The following is a 20,986-nucleotide window of genomic DNA, read 5'->3' as shown; positions in this document are numbered from 1 at the left end:
GCCTAGTACCGGACATAGTTGTCCGGTAGGAGCCGCCCCGAAGGATCCTCGTCCCCCGGACCCGCAGCCCCGATGCACTGCCAGACGAAAGGGAAGACAGATGAGCACCACCCCCGCTCCGCTCACCGGAGCCTCCACCATCCAGACGTGGCTCGACGACCCGGCGGGCGGCGACGTCCTGCGCGGTCTCCTCGCCCAAGGCGGCCAGAGCGCCGAAGCCCTCGCGCCGATCGCCGGACTCCCGCTGCAGAACCTCGTCGCCATGAGCGGCGGCGCGTTCCCGCAGGAGGCCCTCGACGCCCTCGTCGCACAGGTGAACCCCGACTACGTCCCCGCGGCGACTGCCGAGACCCCCAAGGGTCAGTGGGCCGAGAAGATCACCGCCGGCCGCTTCACCGGCCAGACCGTCATCGTGACGGGTGCGGGTTCGGGCATCGGCCGTGCCACCGCCTCGCGCGTCGCGCGTGAGGGAGGCCGTGTGATCGCCGTAGACGTCAGCCAGGAGCGCCTCGACGAGTTCGTCGCCGCGCACGAGGGCGCCGACGTCGTGGCGCTGACCGCCGACATCACCGATGACGAGGGCGTCGCCCGCATCATCGAGGCCGCCGGCGACCGCATCGACGGCCTGGCCAACATCGCCGGGATCATGGACGACATGACCCCGGTCGGCGACGTCACCGACGCCGTGTGGGACCGCGTGTTCCGCGTGAACGTCACGGGGACCATGAAGCTCATGCGCGCCGTCATCCCCGCGATGCTCGCGCAGGGCGGCGGCTCGATCGTGAACACGTCGTCCGAGGCGTCGCTGCGCGGCTCGGCCGCCGGTGCCGCCTACACGGCGTCGAAGCACGCCGTCGTCGGCCTCACCAAGTCGAGCGCGTACATGTACGGCCCGAGCGGCATCCGCGTCAACGCCGTGGCCCCGGGCGCCGTCATCACCAACATCGAGGCGAAGTTCAACTCGCCGCTGGGCGCCGAGCGCGTGCAGGCCGGCATGGCGGTCATGGTGCCGCCGGTGACCGCCGACCGTCTCGCCGCGTCGATCACGTTCCTGCTGTCGGACGACGGCGTGAACGTCAACGGCCAGAACCTCGCGAGCGACGGCGGCTGGTCGGCCGCCTGACCCGCGCACACAGACCGCGACGCCCCGGCCGACCCGAGGGCCGGGGCGTCGCCATTCGTCCAGGTCGGGTGGATGCCGCGCCCGGCCGTCCCTGCGGGTTCGCAGCGAGTCGCGCCGCCGGCATCCAGCCCGCCGATTATGGCGAATCGCCACGAACGCCGCGCGCGCCGGAGGATTCCTGGCGAGTCGCCATCATCGCGCGCGACCACCGACGATGATGGATGCCGCCACCCGGCCCTTCCCGCGTCGCCGAGGTCAGAACGGCCAGAGGAGCGGCACGTAGTACACGGCCATCAGCAGGAAGAAGATCACGAGCGGCAGCCCGAGCTTCCAGTAGTCGCCGAACCGGTAGCCCGCCGGGTCCATGACCATGAGGTTCGCCGGCGTCGCGATGGGCGTCAGGAAGGACGCCGCGCCGGCGACGGTGAGCGCCATCATGAACGGCTGCACCGAGACGTCCATCGCCTGCGAGACCGAGATCGCGATCGGCGCCACGATGAGCACGGTCGCCATGTTGCTGATGAGCTGGCCCAGCAGCACGGTCAGGCCGCACAGGGCGAGCAGAGCGACCTGGGGGCCGGCGTCGCCGAGGGCTGACAGCATCCATCCCGCGATCATGTCGGCGGTGCCGGTCGAGATGAACGCGGTCGACAGCGGGATCATGCCGGCGATCAGCACGATCGTGGTCCACGAGATGGAGTGGAACGCCTGCGTGGCGGTGACGGTGCGCGTGAGCACGAGCGCGCACGCGGCCAGCAGCGCGGCGACCGCCGGCGGCACGAGCCCGGTCGCCAGCAGCACGACCATCGCGACGAGGATCACGGCGGCACGCTTGGCGCCGCGCCCGAGCGGCACCGACCGCCGCAGCAGCGAGGGGTCGTCGACGGCCAGCACCCCCGGCTCGCTGGCGCCGCGCGCGAGGTCGTCCCACGCGCCCTGCAGCAGCAGCGCGTCGCCGGCCTGCACGACGAACTCGGCGCCCTTGAGGTGCTCGTCGCCGCGACGGGCGGCGAGCACGACGAGATCGCCCTTCTTGGTGGACATGCCGGCACACAGGGTCTTGCCGATGAGCGGCGAGCGCGGCGCGACGACGACCTCGGTCACGCCGTTGACGGGCCCGAGGAGCGTGCCCGTGTCGACCGACAGCGAGTACTGGCTGCGCAGCAGGCGGGCGTGGCGCATGAGGTCTTTCGGCATGAGCGCCCCGCGCCGCTCGGGCAGCAGCCGGTCGCCCAGCAGCAGGATCGCCACGGTGCCGACGAGGATCGGGATGCCGACGAGCGCGAACTCGAAGAACCCGAACTCGCGTCCACCGGCACCGGCGGCGAACTCCGACACGATGATGTTCACGGGCGTGCCGGTCAGCAGCAGGAGCGATCCCGCCGAGGCGGCGAACGCCAGCGGCATCAGCAGCTTCGACGACGCGATCCCGGCGCGCGCCGCGACCACCACCACGAGCGGAAGCAGGGCGGCGACCGCGCCGTTGATGCTGATGAGCGCGGTGAGGCCGGCGACCAGCAGGGCGATCACGACGATGAGCGTGTTGCGCTTGGTGCCCGCCCGCCCGATCACCTTCTGCCCGGCCCAGGCCGTGATGCCGGTGGCGTCGAGCGCCTCGCTCACGACGAACAGCGCCGCGATGAACAGCGTCGTCGGATCGCCGAACCCCGCCAGCGCCTCGGGCAGCGTCAGCACGCCCGTGAAGAACAGGGCCAGCGCCACGCCGATCGCGACCACGCCGATCGGCACGCGGTTGCTCACGAACGCGATGACCGCGAGGACCAGGATGACGAGCGTTGCGGCGACGGGGTCCACGCGCCCAGCGTAGCCACCGCGCCCGCGCGGGGACGGCGGCGGCCGCGCACGTGCGCAGAATCGGATCCGCACGTGCGGACCTCCCGCGCGACGCGCCGGGTCGCCGGCACCGGTGCACGGCGTGTCGCGTCGTCCGTCCGCTTACGCGGATCCGCGTGAGCGGATCGTGGATGCCGCCACCTGCGGCCGCGGCCGCCACCTGCGCCCGTGGGCCGCCACCTGTGCCCGCGGACGCCACCTGTGCCCGCGCCGCCACCTGTGCCCGCGGACGCCACCTGTGCCCGCGCCGCCACCTGTGCCCGCGCCGCCACCTGCACCCGCACCGCGGATGCCGCGGCCATCAGCCGCGCAGCACGGCCAGCCCCGCGACGTCGTACGCGAGCTCGACGGCTTCGAAGATCGCGGCGTCGATCGTGCGGGGTGCGAAGGTGTCGCCGATCGTGACGGCGAGAGTATGCGCGAAGGGGCATAGACCGCACGAGGACCGTCCGGGCCGTCGGCCTGTGCCTGCGCGCCGTGGTGGTTGAGCTGCACGAAGACCTTCGCGCCGGCCTCGTGCACGGCATCCGTCATCCGCTTCGACGCGGCCACCCCCTCGGGACGGTACGCGTCCTCGAAGCCTCTGATCGACCCCGTCGGGTGCACGAAGTGGTTGCCCGCGACGAACAGCCCGCAGCCGCCGCGCGCCCGCCGCACGTAGTACGCCGTCTCGCGATCGGACTCGACGCGGTCGGAGTACTGCTTCGAGTGGGCCGTCTGCATGAGGCGGTTCGGCACCGTGACGGCACCGATGCGCAGCGGCTGCGCCAGCAGAGAGGGAGTGCTCGCGGTCATGCCCCGAGCCTATGTTTCCCCTCCGCGGCGCGTTCGGCTCAGCGTCGCGCGAGCGCCTGGTCGAGGTCGGCGAGCAGGTCGGCGATGGACTCGACGCCCACCGACAGGCGCACCACCTCCGGGGGCACGGCGAGCTCGGTGCCGCGCACCGAGGCGTGCGTCATCTCGTCGGGGTAGTTCATGAGCGACTCGACCCCGCCCAGCGACTCGGCGAGCTGGAACAGCCGCGTGGACTCCGCGAAGCGGCGTGCCGACGCGGCGTCGGCGAGCGCCACCGAGACGATTCCCCCGAAGCCGCTCATCTGCCGCGCCGCGAGCTCATGGCCGGGATGCGCCGGCAGCCCCGGGTAGTACACGTGCGCGACCGAACCGTGAGAGGACAGGAAGGATGCCACCTCCTGCGCGTTCTCGCTGTGCCGCTGCATACGCAGGGCCAGCGTCTTGATGCCGCGCGTCGTGAGCCACGCGTCGAGCGGGCCCGACACGGCGCCGACCGCGAACTGCAGGAACTTCGCCTCGCCGTACAGCGCGTCGTCGTTCAGCACGAGGGCTCCGCCCACGACGTCGGAGTGACCTCCCAGGTACTTGGTCGTGGAGTGCACGACGACGTCGGCGCCGAGCGCCAACGGCTGCTGCAGCGCGGGCGACGCGAAGGTGTTGTCGACCACGACGAGCGCGCCCGCATCGTGGCCGAGGCGTGCGAGACCGGCGATGTCGGTGATGCGCAGCAGGGGGTTGCTGGGGGTCTCGACCCACACGATGCGCGCGGGTCGCTCTTCGAGCGCTGCGCGCACGGCGTCGAGGTCGCTCATGTCGACCACTCGCACGCTGACGCCCCACGCGCCGAGCACGCGCGCGATGAGCCGGTACGTGCCGCCGTACACGTCGTTGCCGAGCAGCACCTCGTCGCCGGGCTTCAGCGCCGCGCGCAGCAGGGCATCCTCGGCGGCGAGGCCCGAGGCGAACGACAGGGCGTGGGCGCCTCCTTCGAGTGCGGCCAGCTGGGTCTCGAGCGCGGTGCGGGTCGGATTGCCGCTGCGTCCGTACTCGTACCCCTCGCGCAGTCCGCCGATGCCGTCCTGGGCATACGTGGTCGAGAAGTGGACGGGCGGGATCACCGCGCCGGTCGTGGAGTCGAACGCCTGCCCGGCATGCACAGCGCGGGTCTCGAAGCCGGAGTCGGCGGTGGGCTCGGTCATGCGGGTGCTCCTTCGTGGGTGGATGCCTCGGGGCCGGCGACGTCGAAACCGTGGTCGCGCAGCCAGTCGTCGTCGTAGAACCGGCTCAGGTACCCCCGGCCGTGGTCGGGCAGCAGCACGACGACGACGGCAGACGCGGGGAGGTCGCGCGCGGCGCGCAGCGCGGCGACGACGGCCATGCCGCTGGAGCCGCCGACGAGCAGCCCTTCCTCGCGGGCGAGCCGCCGCGTCATGGCGAACGACTCGGCATCGGGGATGCGGTGGATCTCGTCAGGGACCGAGGGGTCGTAGCTGTCGGGCAGGAAGTCCTCGCCCACGCCTTCGACGAGGTAGCCGTGCAGCGGGCCGCCCGAGTAGATCGAGCCCTCCGGGTCGGCGCCGACGACACGGACGACGCCGTCCGACACGTCGTGCAGGTACCTGCCGGTGCCGCTGATCGTCCCGCCGGTGCCGATGCCCGCGACGAAGTGCGTCACGCGCCCGTCGGTGTCGCGCCAGATCTCGGGACCGGTCGTCTCGTAATGGCTGCGGGGCCCGTTCGGATTCGCGAACTGGTTCGGCATGAACGCCCCAGGGATCTCGCGCACCAGCCGGTCGGCGACGCTGTAGTAGGACCGCGGGTCCTCCGGCGGCACGCTCGTGGGGGTCTCGACCACCTCGGCGCCGTAGGCCTTGAGCACGTCGACCTTGGCGCCGGCGAACTTGTCAGGCACGACGAACACCATCCGGTAGCCCCGCTGGATGGCGACCAGCGCGAGCCCGACGCCGGTGTTGCCGCTCGTCGGCTCGACGATGGTCCCACCCGGCCGCAGCAGGCCGTCGCGCTCGGCGGCGTCGATGATCCGGGCGGCGATGCGGTCCTTCGCAGATCCGCCGGGGTTGAAGTACTCGACCTTGGCGAGCACCGTGGCCGCGATGCCGTCGGTGACGCGGGTGAGCTGGACGAGGGGGGTGTTGCCGACGAGGTCGGCGACGCTCTGGGCGTAACGCACGTGAGGATCCTCAGGTGTCGCCGCGCGCACGCGCGCGGAGGTTGTCAGGGGTCGCGAAGGTCTGCGTGAAGCGGAGGCTTCAACAGCAGGGGCGACAACACCGACAGGTCAACACGTGCGTCAGTCTAGACAGAGACCGTGGCGAGGTACAGAGGCCGGTCGCAATCCGGCGTCACGCGGCGCCGCGCACGCCGTGGGCCACCGCGTCGGCCACGCACGGGGTGCAGGCGTTGCGGGCGCCCTGCAGCGTGCGCTCGAGCACGGCGATCGTGGTGCCGCCGCCGCGGCCCGAGAACGACGGCATCCGCAGGACGTCGGCCAGCAGCGTGCGCCGCACGCCGAAGAACCGCTCCAGGTCGTCCGCGGTGAGGAACGCCGGCAGGCTGCGGGTGAGTTCGCGGATGACGGCGGGCCCGGCATCCTCCCGCACCATCCATGCGCGCCGGCGCAGCTGCCGGCGGAACTCCGCCTCAGGCACGAACCAGCGCCGCCCGAACCGGTAGCCGGGAAGGTCGCCGTTCGCGAGCCGACGGGTGAGGGTGGCCGGCGTCAGCCCGGCGAGCCTGGCGGCCGCGGCCGCAGAGAGGAACGGCGAGCCGCCGGTGCCGCGGCGGGCGGGGGTGACATCGAAGCTCACACCAGGCAAGACGCCCACGGCGCCATTTCATGACGGACCCCCGCCGTTCTTCCGCCGCCCCCACTCTCCGTGACTTGGCGTATGTGCACGCGACACGCGGGCGTGTCTGTACGTATACGCCAAGTCACCGGAGGGGCACGGGATCACCGGAGGGAGGTGCACGAGACCACCCGGCCTCACCAGGTCGCGACGTACTCCGAACGGCGCACGAGCGCCGCCTGCTCGACGAGGGGCAGCGACCGGTCGACGGCCTGCACGACGCGGCGGGCCACCTCGGGCGAGCTCAGGCCGTAGTCGGTGAAGTCGCTGTTGGACGCGTAGACGCCGATCGGCAGCGTCAGGGCCTGGAAGAAGCCGAACAGCGGCCGCAGCTGGTGCTCGATGATCAGCGCGTGCCGCTCGCCTCCGCCCGTCGCCGCGAGGAGCACCGGCGTGCCGACGAGGTCGTACTGGCCCACGAAGTCGAACAGGTGCTTGAACAGCCCGGTGAACGACGCGCGGTAGACGGGGCTCGCGACGACCAGCAGGTCGGCGGACTCGATCGCGCGCAGCGCCCGCTCGACCTCGGGCGCGACGTCCTCGCGGCGCAGCGCGCCCGCGAACCCGGGGCCGAGGGCGGCGACCTCGACCAGCTCGGTCTCGGCGGCGACGCGTTCGGCGACAGCGGCGAGGATCGTCCGCACCAGCGCCGTCGTGCGGCTCGGCTCCTGCAGCGAGCCCGATACCCCGACTACCCGCAGCGGCCGCGGCGCGCCGGTGCCAGAGGTGGATGCCGCGCCGCGCGTCGCGGCGACGCCCGCGGCCGTGGCGGCGGCGAGCTCGACGGCGCTCACGACGCGTCCTCCGGGGGCGCGACCGGTCGCCCGATCGAGAGCATCAGGCGGTTCGCCCAGTTGAAGAACGCGGCACCGTGGACGACGTCCGCGATCTCGAGGTCGTCGAGGCCCACCGCACGCAGCCGCGCGACGTGGGTCTCGTCGAACGCGAGCGGCGTCGCGGTGAGGGCCGCCGCGGCCGCCACGATGGCGTTCCACCGCTCGCCGAGGTCGGCGTCGATGCCCTCGTCGAGCAGGCGGTCGACGAGTTCCGGCGTCTTCGAGAAGTGCGCGGCGAACCGCGCGTGCACGGACGCGCAGAAGACGCATCCGTTGACCCGCGATGCGGCGGCGGCAGCGAGCTCGCGCTCTGCCCGCGGCAGCCCCTCTGAGGTGTTGTAGAAGATGTCCTTGTCGACGAGCGTGCGCGCCCGCAGGATCTCGGGGTCGCGCACGAGCAGGCGGAAGTAGTCGCTCGAGGCGCGGGCCCGGTCGACCAGTCCTTCGTAGTGCCGCTCGGTGAGGTCGTCGACAGGGAGCGGCTCGAGCCACGGGAGCCAGCCCACGTCGGCGCGCGTGAACGCGTGCGGGTGCCGGGCGTCGTGGCTCAGGACGACGTCTTCGGTCGTGGTGCCGGTCATGCCGGGACCTCCTCGATCTTTGCGGACGTCTCGGCGGGCTCGACGGCCGGTGGGTGGGCGGTGACGGACGCGCCGAGCGCGCGCAGCCCCGCCGCCACGCGCTGCTGGAAGGCGAGGAACGACACCAGCTGAGACAGCGTCACGATGCCGTCGGCGCTCCACCCGGCCTCGACGAGGCGACGCTGGGCGGCGGCATCCGCCTCCCTCGGCCGGAAGGTGAGCAGGTGCGCGTGCGCGAGCGCCGCGGTGAGCCGCTCGCCGAGCGCGTCGCGGGCGGCGATGCCGGGCTCGTACCGGCGGCCGTCGGCGCTCTCTGCGACGAGGCCGTCTTCGCGGTACGCGCCGAACGGCCCCGCCGTGGCGGAGGTGGATGCCTCGGCCAGGACGATCTCGGTGCGGCGGGCATCCGCACGCGCGGCCGTGTCGGCGTAGTACGCGGCGGTGGCGTCGTCGGCGGTCGAGCGCGTCGCGAACGCGGCGACGAGCGCCCGCTCGTCGAGGGGGAACGCGGCGTCGTCGAGCGGGGAGAACAGCGCGTCGTAGCTCGCCTGCAGCTGGTCGCGCGTCACCGGACGCCGGCGCCGCAGGGCGTCGAGCGGGTCGCCGGCGCGAACGCCGACGAGCTCGTCGACGACATCGACGGCCTCGCTGAGCTGAGGGGTGGTCATGAGGTCTCCTTTCCGAGACGGCTGAGAGGTTCGAGGGGCCGGTCGCTCCAGCCGAGGCGCGGAGCGACCTCGGTCGCGAACAGCTCGATCGAGCGCAGCACGAAGTCGTGCGGCGCGTCGACGGAGTGCACCTGGAACGCCACCTCGGTCGCGCGCGACAGCGTCGAGTCCGCGGCGAGCGACGCGGCGACCTCGTCCGGGGTGCCGAGGTGGGTGTCGGTCGCGACGATCAGGTCGTCGAGCGCATCGTCCGGAAGGTGGTGTCCCGAGCGGCGCAGACCCTCGGCCGCACGGCGGAGTCCGACCTCGGCGAACCGCAGCGCGTCGGCGCGGTCGTCGGCGACGAAGACGGTCCGGGATGCGGTCACCCTCGGCGCCACGCCGTCGGGCAGCGCCTCGAGGTACCGGTCGATGATCGGGTGCTGCAGGTCCGCGAGGCTCGCCCCGAGGGCGTCGGCCGGACGCGGCTGGGTGCGCGAGAGCAGCAGGCCGTGTCCGTGGATGCCGGCACGCGTGCCGCCCGCCGGCGAGAAGGTCGCCTGCCACACGCGGTCCGCGAGCGCCGCGGCCGCCGGGTACAGCGTGTTGCCGCCGCCGATCTCGCGGCCGGCGAGCGCGTCGAGCAGCAGCGCGAGCTTCTCGTCGTACACCGCAGCCTTGGCGGCGACGTCTTGGCCGAACGGCACGAACGACGACGGCGTGCCGCCGCTGCCGAGGCCGAGGTCGACGCGGCCGCCCGACAGCAGGTCCGCGACGACGGCGTCCTCGGCGACCCGCACCGGGTCCTCCAGCGGCAGCGTCACGACTCCCGTGCCGAGGCGGATCTCGCTCGTGGCCGCCGCGACATGCGCGAGGAACACGAAGGGCGCCGGCAGCCCGCCCTCGGCGGCGCGGAAGTGATGCTGCGCGACCCACGCCCGGCCGATGCCGAACCGCTCGGCGTGGCGGATCTGGTCGGTCGCCAGACGGTAGCGCTCGGCAGCCGGCGCATCGTCGATCAGACGGGGCGAAGAGGCACTGTCGAGCAGCCGGGTGAAGAAGGCAAGAGACGGCGCGGTCATGCCGCGACCTCCGATCGTCCGGGCACGGCTGCCAGCAGCTCGCGCGTGTACTCGTGGGTGGGGGCCGAGAAGAGGTCCTCGGTGCTGCCCGTCTCGACGACGCGGCCGCGCCGCATCACCGACACCGTGTGGCTGATGCGGCGGACCACCGCGAGGTCGTGCGAGATGAACAGGTACGTGAGCCCGAGCTCCTGCTGCAGCGACTCGAGCAGCTCGAGGATGCGCGCCTGGACGGTCACGTCGAGCGCCGAGACCGCCTCGTCGAGCACGACGACCTCGGGGCGGATGGCGAGCGCCCGGGCGATGGCGACCCGCTGCCGCTGGCCGCCCGAGAGCTCGCGCGGCGAGCGCTGCAGCACGTCGGCGGGCAGCTTGACGCGGTCGATCAGCTCGGCGGCGCGCGCGGAGCGCTCGCCCCGTGTCCCCTCGCGGAAGTTGTGCAGCGGCTCGGCGACGATCTGCGCGACGCTCTGGCGCGGATCGAGCGACGAGAACGGGTTCTGGTACACGAGCTGGATGCGCCGACGCAGTTGCCGCAGCGCCTCGCCCCGCAGCCCGGCGATGTCGGCCAGCCGTCCGGTGTCGTCCGCGAGCTCGATGCGCCCCGCATCGGGCTGAAGGAAGCGTGTGACCAGGCGCGCCGTCGTGGTCTTGCCTGAGCCCGACTCCCCCACGAGCGCGTGCGTGGTTCCGCGGCGCACGTGGAACGACACGTCGTCGACCGCCCGGAAGGCCGTTCGTCCCCGCACCCCGAATTCCTTCACGAGCCCCTCGGCCACGATGGCGTGGGGGTTCTCGGCGGCGGCGGCCGCGGCATCCCGGATGAACAGCGGCGGCTCCGGCCGGCGGAAGTCCTCGGTCGCGAGGGCGGGCGCGTCGGCCAGCAGCTGTCGCGTGTAGGGATCCGATGGGGAGGAGAGGATGCCGGCACTCGGCCCCTGCTCGACGACGATGCCCTGGTTCAGCACGACGAGGCGCTGCGCGCGGTCGGCGGCCACGCCGAGGTCGTGGGTGACCAGCAGCACCGACGTGCCCTCTTCTCGGCGGAGGTCGTCGATGAGGTCGAGGATGCGGCGCTGCACGGTGGCGTCGAGCGCGCTCGTCGGCTCGTCGGCGATGATCAGCCGCGGCCGCAGCGCGATCGCCGTGGCGATCAGCACGCGCTGACGCATGCCGCCCGACAGCTCGTGCGGGTACTGCCGCGACCGCAGCGCAGGATCGTCGAGTCCCACCCGCTCGAGGAGTTCGAGGACGCGGCCGCGACGGGCGGTGGCGTCCCTGACGCCGTGGACCCGGAGGATCTCGCCGACCTGCACGCCGATGGGGCGCACCGGATCGAGCGACGACACCGGATCCTGCGGCACGAGCCCCACCTGAGCGCCGCGCACACTGCGCAGTCGCTGGGGGCTCCAGCCGGTGATGTCGACGCCGCCGAGACCGATCGATCCCCCATCCACCCGGCCACCCTCGGGCAGCAGGCCGATGAGCGCGTGCGCGGTCGTGGACTTGCCCGAGCCCGATTCGCCGACCAGGGCGACGACCTCGCCTTCGCCGACCGACACGTCGACGCCGTGGACGACCTCGCGGCGTCCGGTGCGGGTCTGATACGACACCCGCAGGTCGTGCACGTCGAGCACGCTCATCGCGTCCCCCTTCCGATCGACTGGCTGATGCGGTTGGCGCTCAGCACCACCACGAGCACCACGAGGCCGGGCAGCGTCGTCAGCCACCACGCCGTCGCGACGTAGTTGCGCCCCTCGGCGATGAGCAGACCCCATTCCGGGGTCGGCGGCGGTGCGCCGTAGCCGAGGAAGCCCAGGGTCGAGATCGCGAGGATGGCCGAGCCGAACTGCAGCGCCGCAAGGCCGACCACCGCCGAGAGCGAGTTCGGCAGCACGTGCCGGCGCAGCACCGCCGCGAACGAGCCGCCGCTGCCGAAGGCCGCCTCGACGTAGTCCGTGCGGCGCACGCGCACGACCTCGGACCGCGACAGCCGCGCGAAGGACGCGACGCTGACGACGCCGACCGCGATCGCCGCGTTCACCGTGCCGAAGCCCAGCAGGATGATCACCGACAGCATCAGCAGCAGTCCCGGGATCGACAGCAGCACGTCGACGAGGCGCATCAGCACGTCGTCGAGCCAGCCGCCGACGGAGCCCGCGACCACGCCGATCAGGGTGCCGGCGGCGAGACCGACCGTCACGGCGATGAGCGCGCCCGACAGCGAGTGGATGGCGCCGTGGACCACCCGCGCGTACAGGTCGCGGCCGATCGCATCGGTGCCGAACCAGTGCTCGGGGCTCGGTGGCAGGAGTTTCTGCGCGGGCACGCCGTCGATCGGGTCGTAGGACGTGAACAGCCACGGCACGACCGCCCACAGCACGGCGACGACGATCACCGCGACGGCGAGGACGAGCGTCCACGAGGGGCGCCGACCGCTGGCGAACAGCCGCGCCACGTTCGAGCGCCGCTCGGGCTGTCCGCCGGGGGCGCCCGCGTCCCGCGCGACCGGGTCGAGGACCGTTCCGGATGCTTCGTCCCGCGCGACCTCGGCGGTCGAGGTCGCAGGGTCGGCGGCATCCACCGGCTCGTCCTGGAGAACGGGTCCGTGCGTCTGTCGAAGGGTCATGCGGATGCCTCCTGGAGGACGGGGGCGGGCGACGTCCGCGGAGTGCCGGCACCCCGGCGCAGGCGCGGATCGAGCACGGGGTAGAGCAGGTCGACCACGAGGTTGACGACGACGAAGGTCAGCGCCGCCAGCACGACGATGCCCTGGAGCACCGGGATGTCCTGACTCGAGACGGCCTGCTCGGTGATGCGGCCGATGCCGGTGCGGCCGTACACCGTCTCGGTCACGACCGCACCGCCGATGAGCTCGCCGAACAGGACGCCGGCGATCGTCAGCGCGGGCAGCAGCGCGTTGCGGGCCACCGAGCGCCACAGCACCCACGGGGGCGAGGCACCTTTGGCGCGTACGACGGTGACGAACGGCTGCAGCTGCACGTCGTCGATGCTGCGCACCAGGATCTGCGCGAGAGGGGCCGAGATCGGCACCGCCAGTGTGATCACGGGGAGGATCAGGCCCACGGCGGGATCGGCCGCGACGATCGGCACCCAGCCCAGCCCGAACGAGAAGACCTGGATGAGGAGGATGCCGAGCCAGAAGACCGGCACGGCCACGAACACCCCGGGCAGTGCCTGAAGTCCTCGCCGCAGCCATCCGAACGGCGACAGCGTCGAGAGGAACGCGATCGCGAACGCGATCACCGCGGCCAGCAGGAAGCCGAGGCCGGCCAGCAGCGCCGTCGCCGGGAGCGCCTCGCCGATGAGCTGCAGGACGGGCGTGCCGTACTGCGTCGAGTAGCCGAAATCGCCGTGCGCGTAGCCGGTCAGGGTGGCCCAGTACTGCTCCCACCACGTCGAGTCGGCGCCGTAGGCGATGCGGATCTGCTCGATCTGCTCGGAGCTCAGCCCCAGCGACGGGTCCTGATACTTGATCAGGATCGCGTCGCCCGGCAGCAGCTGCAGCAGGATGAAGGTGGCCGTGAAGGCCGCGATCAGAACGATCGCGGCCTGCCCGGCGCGTCTCAGCGCGTAGCTCATCGATTCGGCCTCCGGCGCCTTACTGCTTCTTGTCGAGCCACACGTCGTAGAACAGCGGACGCGCGACCGACTCGAACTCGATGCCCTGCACGTACGGCGCGGCGCCGTACACCTGGGGCTCCTCGAACAGCGGGATGACGTAGGCCTGCTCGGCGAGGTAGTCCTGCACCGCCTGCGAGGCCGCGATGCGGGCATCCGGGTCGGCCGTCGAGGCGACGGCCTCGAGCAGCTCGTCGAGCTTCGCGTCGTCCGACAGCAGCGTGTTGCGGTTCTTCGTGTAGTACTGGCTCTTGATGACGTCGAGGTCCGCGCGGCCGACCATCGAGTGGTAGAGCGGGGTCTTGAGCGGGTCGGTGATGTCTTCCGCGTAGCTGCCGGCGTCGGCGGACTTCACGTTGAGCTCGACGCCGATCTTCTTGAGCTGCTGCGACACGAGCTCGAGCGTCTGCTTCGACAGGGGCTGAGCCTTGGCCTCGTAGACGTCGAGCGACAGTCGCTGCCCGTCCTTCTGGCGGATGCCGTCGGATCCCTCTTCCCAGCCGGCCTCGTCGAGCAGCTCCTCGGCCTTCTTCGGGTCGTACGCGTAGTACTCCGATTCGTCCTTGTAGCCGAGGGCGGTCGAGCTCAGCGCCGACGTGGCACGGGGGTAGTTCTCGGTGAAGACGGTGTCGACGACCTCCTGGCTGTCGACACCGGCGACGAGCGCCTGACGCACCTTGATGTCGCTGAGGATCGGGTTCGTGAACCGCAGGCTCAGCGCGTTGTTCACACCGCGGGTCTGCGGGGCGTACAGGTCGAAGCCGCCGGACTCGACGCGCGCCTCGTCGAAGGCCTGCACGTAGCGGATGTAGTCGGCCTGGCCCGACAGCAGCGAGCCGATGCGCACGCTGTCTTCGGGGGTGACGATGAGGTGGATCGTGTCGAGGTACGCGCGACCCTGGTGCTCCGAGCTCGGCGGCGCCCAGTCGTAGTCGTCGCGGGCCTGCAGCGTCAGCTCGGTGCCGAGCTTCTCGTCGGTGATCGTGAACGGACCGGTCCCGATGATGTCGGCTGCGTTGCCGGCGCCGAACTCCTCGAGCGTGCGATCGAGCGTGGCCGGTGAGAGCAGGCCCGAGTTGATGGTCGAGGTCGCCTGCAGGAAACCCGGGGCGGGCGCGCTGAAGCGGAACGTCACGGTGTCGGCGTCCACGACCTCGCTCGCCGCGTAGTTGTTGATCGCCTCGGACACGGTGAGACCGAGGTCGGGGTTGCCGAGCCCGTAGGTGTCGAAGTTCTTCGCCACCGCCGCGGCGTCCAGCGGCGTGCCGTCCGAGAAGGTGACGTCGTCGCGCAGGTCGAAGGTGTACTCGGTGGCATCGTCGTTCACGGTCCAGTCGGTCGCGACCCACGGCTCGATCTCGAGCGTCTCGGGGTTCTGCCACGTCAGGCGCGCCGTGATGTTGTTGACGAGTCCGCCGTTCGGGTAGAAGCCGGCCTGCGGCGGGTAGAGGTTCGTGTACGTCTGGTACTCGAGGTAGGTCAGCTCCCCGCCGGTGACCGGCTCGCCGGCCGCTCCCCCGTCGGAGGTGGCGGGCTGCTGCGAGGCGCAGGCCGTGAGGGATGCCGCGGCGACGAGCACCGCGACGGCACCGGCGACGATTCGCGATGCGGGACGGGACATGTTCACTCCTGGGGTTCGGGAAGGGCTGTGCAAGGTGTGTCGGCAACGCTAGGGAGCGGCATCCCGTCCCCGTTCTTCGTGACGTCACGGCCGTTCACCGGCCGCAAGCGGAGGTCACCGGGGTTCATGCGGCGTAACAGTCGCCCGGGTCCTCTCAACGAGCGGAGGTCACGACGTCGGGCGTGTGTGCGAGGCGCGGCGCGCCCAGTGACAGGCGCTCGCGCAGCGTGCTCCCCTGCCGTCCGATCAGCCCGCGCCGGCGCAGCTCGGGCACGGCGAGCGCCGTGAACGCCTCGAACTGGGCGGGCTGGAACGCCGACAGCACGTTGAACCCGTCCGCAGCGCCGGTGTCCCGCCAGTGCTCGAAGTGGTCGGCGATCACCGCGGGGCCGCCGACGACGAAGTTCGCCGGCACCGCGTGCGCGGCGATGAGGTGTCGCCATGTCACCGGATTCTCACCCCCGAGGTCGCGGCCGGTGCGCGCTCGCACGATGTCGAGGGTGCGGGCGGCCGCCTCGGCGAAGGCCGCCGCCGTCGCAGCAGGCACCGGGTCGTCGACCGAGGCCGCGCGCACCGCGTCGTCCGGCTCGACGCCCGCGACGTCGAGGAACGATGCGAGCGACCGGTTCGCCGGGAATCCCGGCCGGCCGGCATGCCCCGACACCCCGTCGTCCAGCGGCACGAGCAGCAGCAGCCGGTCGACGATCGCGCGGGCGGCGGCATCCGTCTCGGCCACGACCGGCAGCACCGGCACGATCACCTTGAGCTCTTCGGGATCACGACCGGATGCCGCGGCCAGCGCACGCAGCTCGGCTCGGGTGGCGGCGGCCACGGCGGGGTCACCGGCGGCGATCAGCGCGAGATCCGCCTCGGTGGCGGCGAGCGCGCGCGACCGTGGAGACGTGCCCGCGTGCACGATCGGCGGGTGCGTCTGCGGCGGGCGCGCGACGTTGAGCGGACCCTCGACGCGCACCTGCGTGCCCCGCAGTGCGGCGGTCCGGACCCGCTCGGCGTCGATCAGCACGCCGCTGCCGGGGTCGGCGATCCATGCGCCCTCGTCCCATGACTCCCACAGCAGCCGCAGCGCCCGCACGAACTCCTCGGCGCGGTCGTAGCGCGTCTCGTTGTCGGCGTGGGCGTCGCGCCCGTGATTCGCGGCGGCGCGCGGCTCGGCGCCCGTCACGAGGTTCACGCCGGCACGGCCGCCGGTGAGCAGATCCAGGGACGCCGTCGCCCGCGCCGTGGCGTACGGGTCGGCGTAGGTCGAGTTCACGGTGGCGATGAGCCCGATGCGCTCGGTGATCCCCGCGAGGAACAGCACCGCGCTCACCGGATCGATGCGCGCGAGCAGGTACGGGTCGCGGAACTCCAGGTCGGGCCCGGTGGCCAGCCAGTCGCCGAAGAACAGGTAGTCGAGGTTGGCGTCCTCCGCGAGCTCCGCGACGCGGCGCAGCACCGCGGCGTCCGTCCGCGGGTCGGCGTGCGCGCCGGGATGACGCCAGCCCGAGGGGTACGCGCCGAGGGTGCGCACCATGGCGCCGACGATGAGCGGCCCGGTGGCGGCATCCGTCGTCATACCGGCACCACATCCAGCGACGGTGCCGGGCCGACAGCAGCCAGCCGCCCGCGCGAGCGCGACCACTGGCTCCACGAACCCGGATACACCACGACGTCGATGCCGGCGAGCGCTCCCGCCAGCGCGGTGTGGGTCGCCGCGATGCCCGAGCCGCAGTACGCGGCGACCGCGACGCCCTCCGACACCCCGGCGGCGGCGAACTCCGCGCGGATCTCGTCCGCTGTGCGGAACCTGCCCGCGGTCAGATGCACGGTCGTCGGCAGGTTGACCGCGCCGGGGATGTGTCCGCCGACCGGATCATGCGGCTCGGAGTCGCCGCGATAGCGGTCGGGCGCCCGCACGTCCAGCAGCAGGCCGTGGTCGGGCCACTCCTCGACGCCGTCGATGTCGGCGACGCCCTCGGTGATCTCGTCGAGCACGACGTCGCCCGGCGGCCGGGGCAGCACGTCGCCGGTGTCGAGCGGCAGTCGCTCGGCCAGCCACCCGCGCAGCCCGCCGTCGAGCACACGCACGTCGGCGACGCCCGACCGCGTCAGCACCCACCACGCGCGCGCCGCGGCGACCGAGTGCACGTCGTCGTACGCGACGACGGTGTCGCCTTCGCGGATGCCCCACCGCCGTGCCGCGGCCTGCAGCTGGTCCCGTGAAGGGAGCGGATGCCGCCCCTCGCGCGGATCGCCGCGGCGCGCCAGTTCATGGTCGAGATCGACGTAGACGGCTCCGGGCAGATGCCCGTCGAGGTACGCCGGGCGCCCTTCGGGCTGATCGAGGCGCCAGCGCACGTCGAGGATCCGAGGGGGCGTGCCGCCGCGGATCAGATCGGCGAGCTCGGTCGGCGAGATGAGTGGGGAAGGCATGGGGTCATGTTCGTCCCGCCCGCCGCGCTCGCGAGCGGTGTGACGACACACACCGCGACCCGGCGTCATATGCCGCGATACGGCGTCACGCGGCGTCACATGCGTTCACCCACATCGAGTGACGCGGACCGCCGTCCGGCGCTCGTACGATCCGGTGAGAACGTCAGGAGGAGTGGATGCCGCACACCCGGGAGCCCCGTCGGACGCAGCCGCGCCAGCCGCGCGCACGCCGAGCGCTGGCGGCCCTCGCCGTCGCCGCGACCCTCGCACTGCTCACCGGCTGCGGCAGCGGTGTCTTCCCGCTCCCGACGAACCTGCCGACGTCGCTCCCGACCTCACTGCCGACGGATCTGCCCACGGTGCGGCCGACCGACCTCTTCCCGACACGCAGTCCTTCGCCGACGGCGACCCCCACTCCCGAGCCGGCACCGACCCCGACGCGCACGGGGATCCTCCCGCTGCCCACGCCGACCGTCGCACCCGAGCCGGAGCCGACGGTCGAGCCGGCACCCGAGCCGGAGCCGACGGTGGCGCCCGAGCCGACGGTCGCACCCGAGCCGACCGTCGCCCCCGTGCCGACGCCCACCCCGACGGCGACGCCCACCCCGACGGCGACGCCCACACCGACACCGACCGCTACGCCGACTCCGAGCCCGACGGCCGCACCGACGCCGACGCCCACGGCGGACGCGTCCGATACGGAAGCCGCGTCCACGAGCTGGATCCCGTGGGTCGTGCTGCTGGTGGTATTGGTCGGCGGAGCCGTCACGTACTTGATCGTGCGCCGACCGCGGCGGGGCGGGCCGACGCCGCCCGCGTAGGCGTCTCACCCCGCGACGCGGCCGTCCGGTCAGCCGCGAAGGGCGAGAACGAACGGCAGGACGGCCGAGGCTCCGGCGCGACGAAGCTCTCGCGCGGCCACCGTGAGCGTCCAGCCGCTGTCGACGCGGTCATCGACGAGCAGCACCGGACCGGCCGGCACGTCGAGTCCGCCGGCTGAGAACCGGTTCCACACGCCCGCGACGCGGAAGGCGCTGTTGCCACCGGGCTGGCCGGTCGGTCCGCCGTCCACGAGGTCGAGGGGGCCGAGGTAGGGCAGACGGCCGATGTCGGCGATCCCCCGCGCGAGCGAGTCCACGAGCTGCGGCTTGCTGCGCGACGGCACCGCGACGACGGCGACCGGCCGGTTCTCCCATGTCCAGTCGGCGAGCACCCGCACGCACGCGGCGAGCACGTTCTGCGGCACCGGCTGGTCGTCGGCGCCGGCGGCGAACAGGTCGCGCATCGCACCGCCCCAGCCGAGGTCGGTGAGGCGAGCGAGGGCGCGGCCCTCGCTCGCCTGCTCGTCGGCGGGGATGCGCCCCTTGACGGCGACGCCGAGCCGGTCGGCGCCGGTGGGCCACTGCCGGCGCGGCTCGATCGGAACGCCGACGCGGTCGAGCGCGGCGGTGGCCGCGTCCTCCGCGGTAGCGGCGATCTCGGTGGGGAACCACGGGCCGGCGCAGTTGTCGCAGCGCCCGCAGGGCGCCGCGGTGTCATCGTCGAGCGACCGCTGCAAGAACTCCATGCGACAGCGGTCGGTCTCTTCGTACTCGATCATGTGCTGCTGCTCGGCCACCCGCTCGGCGGCGATGCGCCGGTAGCGCTCCTCGTCGTATGTCCACGGCCGGCCGGACGCGATCCATCCGCCGCGCACCCGATCGACGGCGCCGTCCACGTCGAGCACCTTGAGCAGCAGTTCCAGCGGCGTGCGCCGGATGTCGACGATCGCCTCCAGTGCGGGCGTCGACAGCGGGCCGCCAGCCTGCGACAGCGCCGACAGCACGCGCTCGGCGCGATCGCGGTCGGGCATCGACGCGGTGGCGAAGTAGTGCCAGATGTCGCGATCCTCGGCGCCGGGAAGAAGCAGCACGTCGGCGGATTCGGTGGCACGGCCGGCGCGGCCCACCTGCTGGTAGTACGAGACGGGAGACGAGGGCGCGCCCAGGTGCACGACGAAGCCGAGGTCGGGTTTGTCGAACCCCATTCCCAGTGCGCTGGTCGCGACGAGCGCCTTGACCCGGTTGTCCTTGAGCAGCGCCTCGGACTCCTCCCGCTCGTCCGTATCGGTCTGGCCGGTGTAGGCGCGCACGTCGTGCCCCCGCTCGCGCAGCAGGCGGGCGGTGTCGTTCGCCGCGGCGACCGTGAGCGCGTAGATGATGCCCGACCCCGGCAGGTCACCGAGATGACTGATCAGCCATGCGAGCCGGCTGGGCGAGTTCGGCAGGCGCAGCACGCCGAGCCGCAGCGACGCCCGCGCGAGCGGGCCCCGGATGGTGAGCACGCCGGGGCTGCCGGCATCCACTCCCTCGCCCGAGGCGCTGCCGGCGTCGAGCTGCTCGGCGACGTCGGCGACCACGCGGCTGTTCGCGGTCGCGGTCGTGGCGAGCACCGGCACGCCGTCGGGCATGCGCGCGATGAGGTCGCGCAGCCGCCGGTAGTCGGGGCGGAAGTCGTGGCCCCAGTCGCTGATGCAGTGCGCCTCGTCGACCACGAGCAGTCCGATGCGGGCGACCAGCTGGGGCAGCTGCTCGTCGCGGAACGCCGGGTTGTTCAGCCGCTCGGGTGACACCAGCAGCACGTCGACCTCGTCGGCGTCGAGCTGGGCGAGCACGTCGTTCCATTCGTGCGCGTTGGTCGAGTCGATCTTGACCGCCCTCACCCCTGCGCGCGCGGCTGCGACGATCTGGTCGCGCATGAGGGCGAGCAGCGGCGACACGAGCACCGTCGGCCCGGCGCCGCGGCGGCGCAGCAGCAGCGTCGACACGAAGTAGACGGCGGACTTGCCCCACCCGGTGCGCTGCACGACGAGCGCGCGCCGACGATCGTCGACTAGCGCCTGGACGGCCTCGAACTGCCCGTCGTGGAAGTCGGCGTCGTCGCGCCCGACGAGCGCGCGCAGCACCTCGAGGGCTTCGGAGCGGGTGTCGGTCGTCGCGGTCACGCGTTCCACCCTGCCTCATGGTCCTGACATCCGCCGCCCCGCGCCCGCACCGGTGTGCACCGCTCCGTCGGCCCGCCGACATCGCCGGGCTGGGGAGGAGGGGTGCGCGTGCTACCGTGTCGGCGACGGAGGGAGGACCCGTGTTCGACGCCATCGGCATCACGCTGCGCGCCCTCTTCGAGCTGCTGGCCTCCGCGATGCGCCCCGCGTCCGAGCTCATCGCCGCCCTCGCCCGTCCGCTCACCGACGCGACGCCGCTCACGGCCGACACCGGGGCGCTCGTGCTCGCCGTCACGCTCGTCGCGGCCCTCGCGGTGCTCGCCGTCGCGATCGCGCTGTTCCGCACGCCGGCGCGCGCCGTGGCGGCGGGAGCTCATCCGCAGCGTGCGATCGCCGACGCGACGCGGTTGACCGCGTCCCACCCCGACGCGCCGGGCCACTCCCGCCCGCGCGCACCCGGTCTGACGGCTTCGGCCGCGTAGCCCACCGCATCTCCCGCCGGGCGGGAGTCCGTCGGTGCCC

The 20,986-nt window shown here is 72.7% G+C and carries 19 protein-coding genes; 3 read left to right on the top strand and 16 right to left on the bottom strand.

The features are described from left to right. Positions 1–100: 100 nt before the first annotated feature. Entirely contained in the window at positions 101–1,123 is a 1,023-nt protein-coding gene (locus FB391_RS00965) for an SDR family NAD(P)-dependent oxidoreductase (RefSeq protein WP_141892442.1), read from the top strand. Between the two features lie 255 nt (positions 1,124–1,378). Here FB391_RS00965 and FB391_RS00960 read toward each other — a convergent pair whose 3' ends face one another. The 15 genes from FB391_RS00960 to FB391_RS00890 form a co-directional block, all read right to left on the bottom strand. After that, positions 1,379–2,938, bottom strand: a complete 1,560-nt coding sequence (locus tag FB391_RS00960) for an SLC13 family permease (protein WP_141892441.1) — start codon at positions 2,936–2,938, stop codon at positions 1,379–1,381. A 141-nt stretch (positions 2,939–3,079) separates the two neighbouring features. Beyond that, positions 3,080–3,772 (bottom strand): oxidoreductase, encoded by a 693-nt coding sequence (locus FB391_RS19830; protein ID WP_246093304.1) that lies wholly within the window; start codon positions 3,770–3,772, stop codon positions 3,080–3,082. 38 nt (positions 3,773–3,810) lie between these two features. Further along, complete coding sequence (locus FB391_RS00950) at positions 3,811–4,971, bottom strand: cystathionine gamma-synthase (RefSeq protein ID WP_141892440.1); 1,161 nt, start codon at positions 4,969–4,971, stop codon at positions 3,811–3,813. Next, positions 4,968–5,963: a pyridoxal-phosphate dependent enzyme gene (locus tag FB391_RS00945; RefSeq protein WP_141892439.1), complete on the bottom strand. Its 996-nt coding sequence runs from the start codon at positions 5,961–5,963 to the stop codon at positions 4,968–4,970. Before FB391_RS00945 ends, FB391_RS00950 begins: the two co-directional genes overlap by 4 nt. Positions 5,964–6,135: 172 nt before the next feature. Then, a complete protein-coding gene (locus tag FB391_RS00940; RefSeq protein WP_141892438.1) occupies positions 6,136–6,618 on the bottom strand; it encodes a helix-turn-helix domain-containing protein in 483 nt (160 codons plus the stop codon). Between the two features lie 158 nt (positions 6,619–6,776). Beyond that, entirely contained in the window at positions 6,777–7,433 is a 657-nt protein-coding gene (gene msuE / locus FB391_RS00935) for an FMN reductase (protein WP_185842878.1), read from the bottom strand. Next, positions 7,430–8,056, bottom strand: a complete 627-nt coding sequence (locus FB391_RS00930; protein ID WP_141892437.1) for an alkylhydroperoxidase domain protein — start codon at positions 8,054–8,056, stop codon at positions 7,430–7,432. The genes msuE and FB391_RS00930 overlap by 4 nt, the downstream gene beginning before the upstream one ends. After that, positions 8,053–8,724, bottom strand: a complete 672-nt coding sequence (locus FB391_RS00925; protein ID WP_141892436.1) for a CMD domain protein — start codon at positions 8,722–8,724, stop codon at positions 8,053–8,055. Before FB391_RS00925 ends, FB391_RS00930 begins: the two co-directional genes overlap by 4 nt. Beyond that, positions 8,721–9,785 carry a putative FMN-dependent luciferase-like monooxygenase gene (locus FB391_RS00920; protein ID WP_141892435.1) on the bottom strand — a complete coding sequence of 355 codons (1,065 nt, stop codon included), beginning with the start codon at positions 9,783–9,785 and terminating at the stop codon, positions 8,721–8,723. The genes FB391_RS00925 and FB391_RS00920 overlap by 4 nt, the downstream gene beginning before the upstream one ends. After that, on the bottom strand, positions 9,782–11,428 hold the full coding sequence (locus FB391_RS00915; RefSeq protein ID WP_141892434.1) for a dipeptide ABC transporter ATP-binding protein: 1,647 nt from the start codon (positions 11,426–11,428) through the stop codon (positions 9,782–9,784). Before FB391_RS00915 ends, FB391_RS00920 begins: the two co-directional genes overlap by 4 nt. Next, a complete protein-coding gene (locus FB391_RS00910) occupies positions 11,425–12,414 on the bottom strand; it encodes an ABC transporter permease (RefSeq protein WP_141892433.1) in 990 nt (329 codons plus the stop codon). The genes FB391_RS00915 and FB391_RS00910 overlap by 4 nt, the downstream gene beginning before the upstream one ends. Beyond that, entirely contained in the window at positions 12,411–13,388 is a 978-nt protein-coding gene (locus FB391_RS00905) for an ABC transporter permease (RefSeq protein ID WP_141892432.1), read from the bottom strand. Before FB391_RS00905 ends, FB391_RS00910 begins: the two co-directional genes overlap by 4 nt. Positions 13,389–13,407: 19 nt before the next feature. Then, positions 13,408–15,048: a TIGR04028 family ABC transporter substrate-binding protein gene (locus FB391_RS00900; RefSeq protein ID WP_141892431.1), complete on the bottom strand. Its 1,641-nt coding sequence runs from the start codon at positions 15,046–15,048 to the stop codon at positions 13,408–13,410. A gap of 154 nt (positions 15,049–15,202) precedes the next feature. Continuing rightward, positions 15,203–16,624 carry an NtaA/DmoA family FMN-dependent monooxygenase gene (locus FB391_RS00895; RefSeq protein ID WP_141892430.1) on the bottom strand — a complete coding sequence of 474 codons (1,422 nt, stop codon included), beginning with the start codon at positions 16,622–16,624 and terminating at the stop codon, positions 15,203–15,205. After that, positions 16,621–17,481, bottom strand: a complete 861-nt coding sequence (locus tag FB391_RS00890; RefSeq protein ID WP_141892429.1) for a sulfurtransferase — start codon at positions 17,479–17,481, stop codon at positions 16,621–16,623. The genes FB391_RS00895 and FB391_RS00890 overlap by 4 nt, the downstream gene beginning before the upstream one ends. A gap of 176 nt (positions 17,482–17,657) precedes the next feature. Between FB391_RS00890 and FB391_RS19560 the strand changes: the two genes are divergently transcribed. Further along, positions 17,658–18,302: a hypothetical protein gene (locus FB391_RS19560; RefSeq protein ID WP_185842877.1), complete on the top strand. Its 645-nt coding sequence runs from the start codon at positions 17,658–17,660 to the stop codon at positions 18,300–18,302. Between the two features lie 29 nt (positions 18,303–18,331). On the opposite strand, the gene FB391_RS00880 is transcribed toward FB391_RS19560, so the two are convergent. Continuing rightward, a complete protein-coding gene (locus FB391_RS00880; RefSeq protein ID WP_141892427.1) occupies positions 18,332–20,464 on the bottom strand; it encodes a RecQ family ATP-dependent DNA helicase in 2,133 nt (710 codons plus the stop codon). Between the two features lie 140 nt (positions 20,465–20,604). Here FB391_RS00880 and FB391_RS00875 point away from each other — a divergent pair, with 140 nt between their 5' ends. Then, complete coding sequence (locus tag FB391_RS00875; protein ID WP_141892426.1) at positions 20,605–20,946, top strand: DUF6412 domain-containing protein; 342 nt, start codon at positions 20,605–20,607, stop codon at positions 20,944–20,946. Positions 20,947–20,986 lie beyond the last annotated feature (40 nt).

Source organism: Microbacterium kyungheense (assembly GCF_006783905.1).
GTDB lineage: Bacteria > Actinomycetota > Actinomycetes > Actinomycetales > Microbacteriaceae > Microbacterium > Microbacterium kyungheense.
This window is presented reverse-complemented; position numbering and strand designations above follow the sequence as displayed.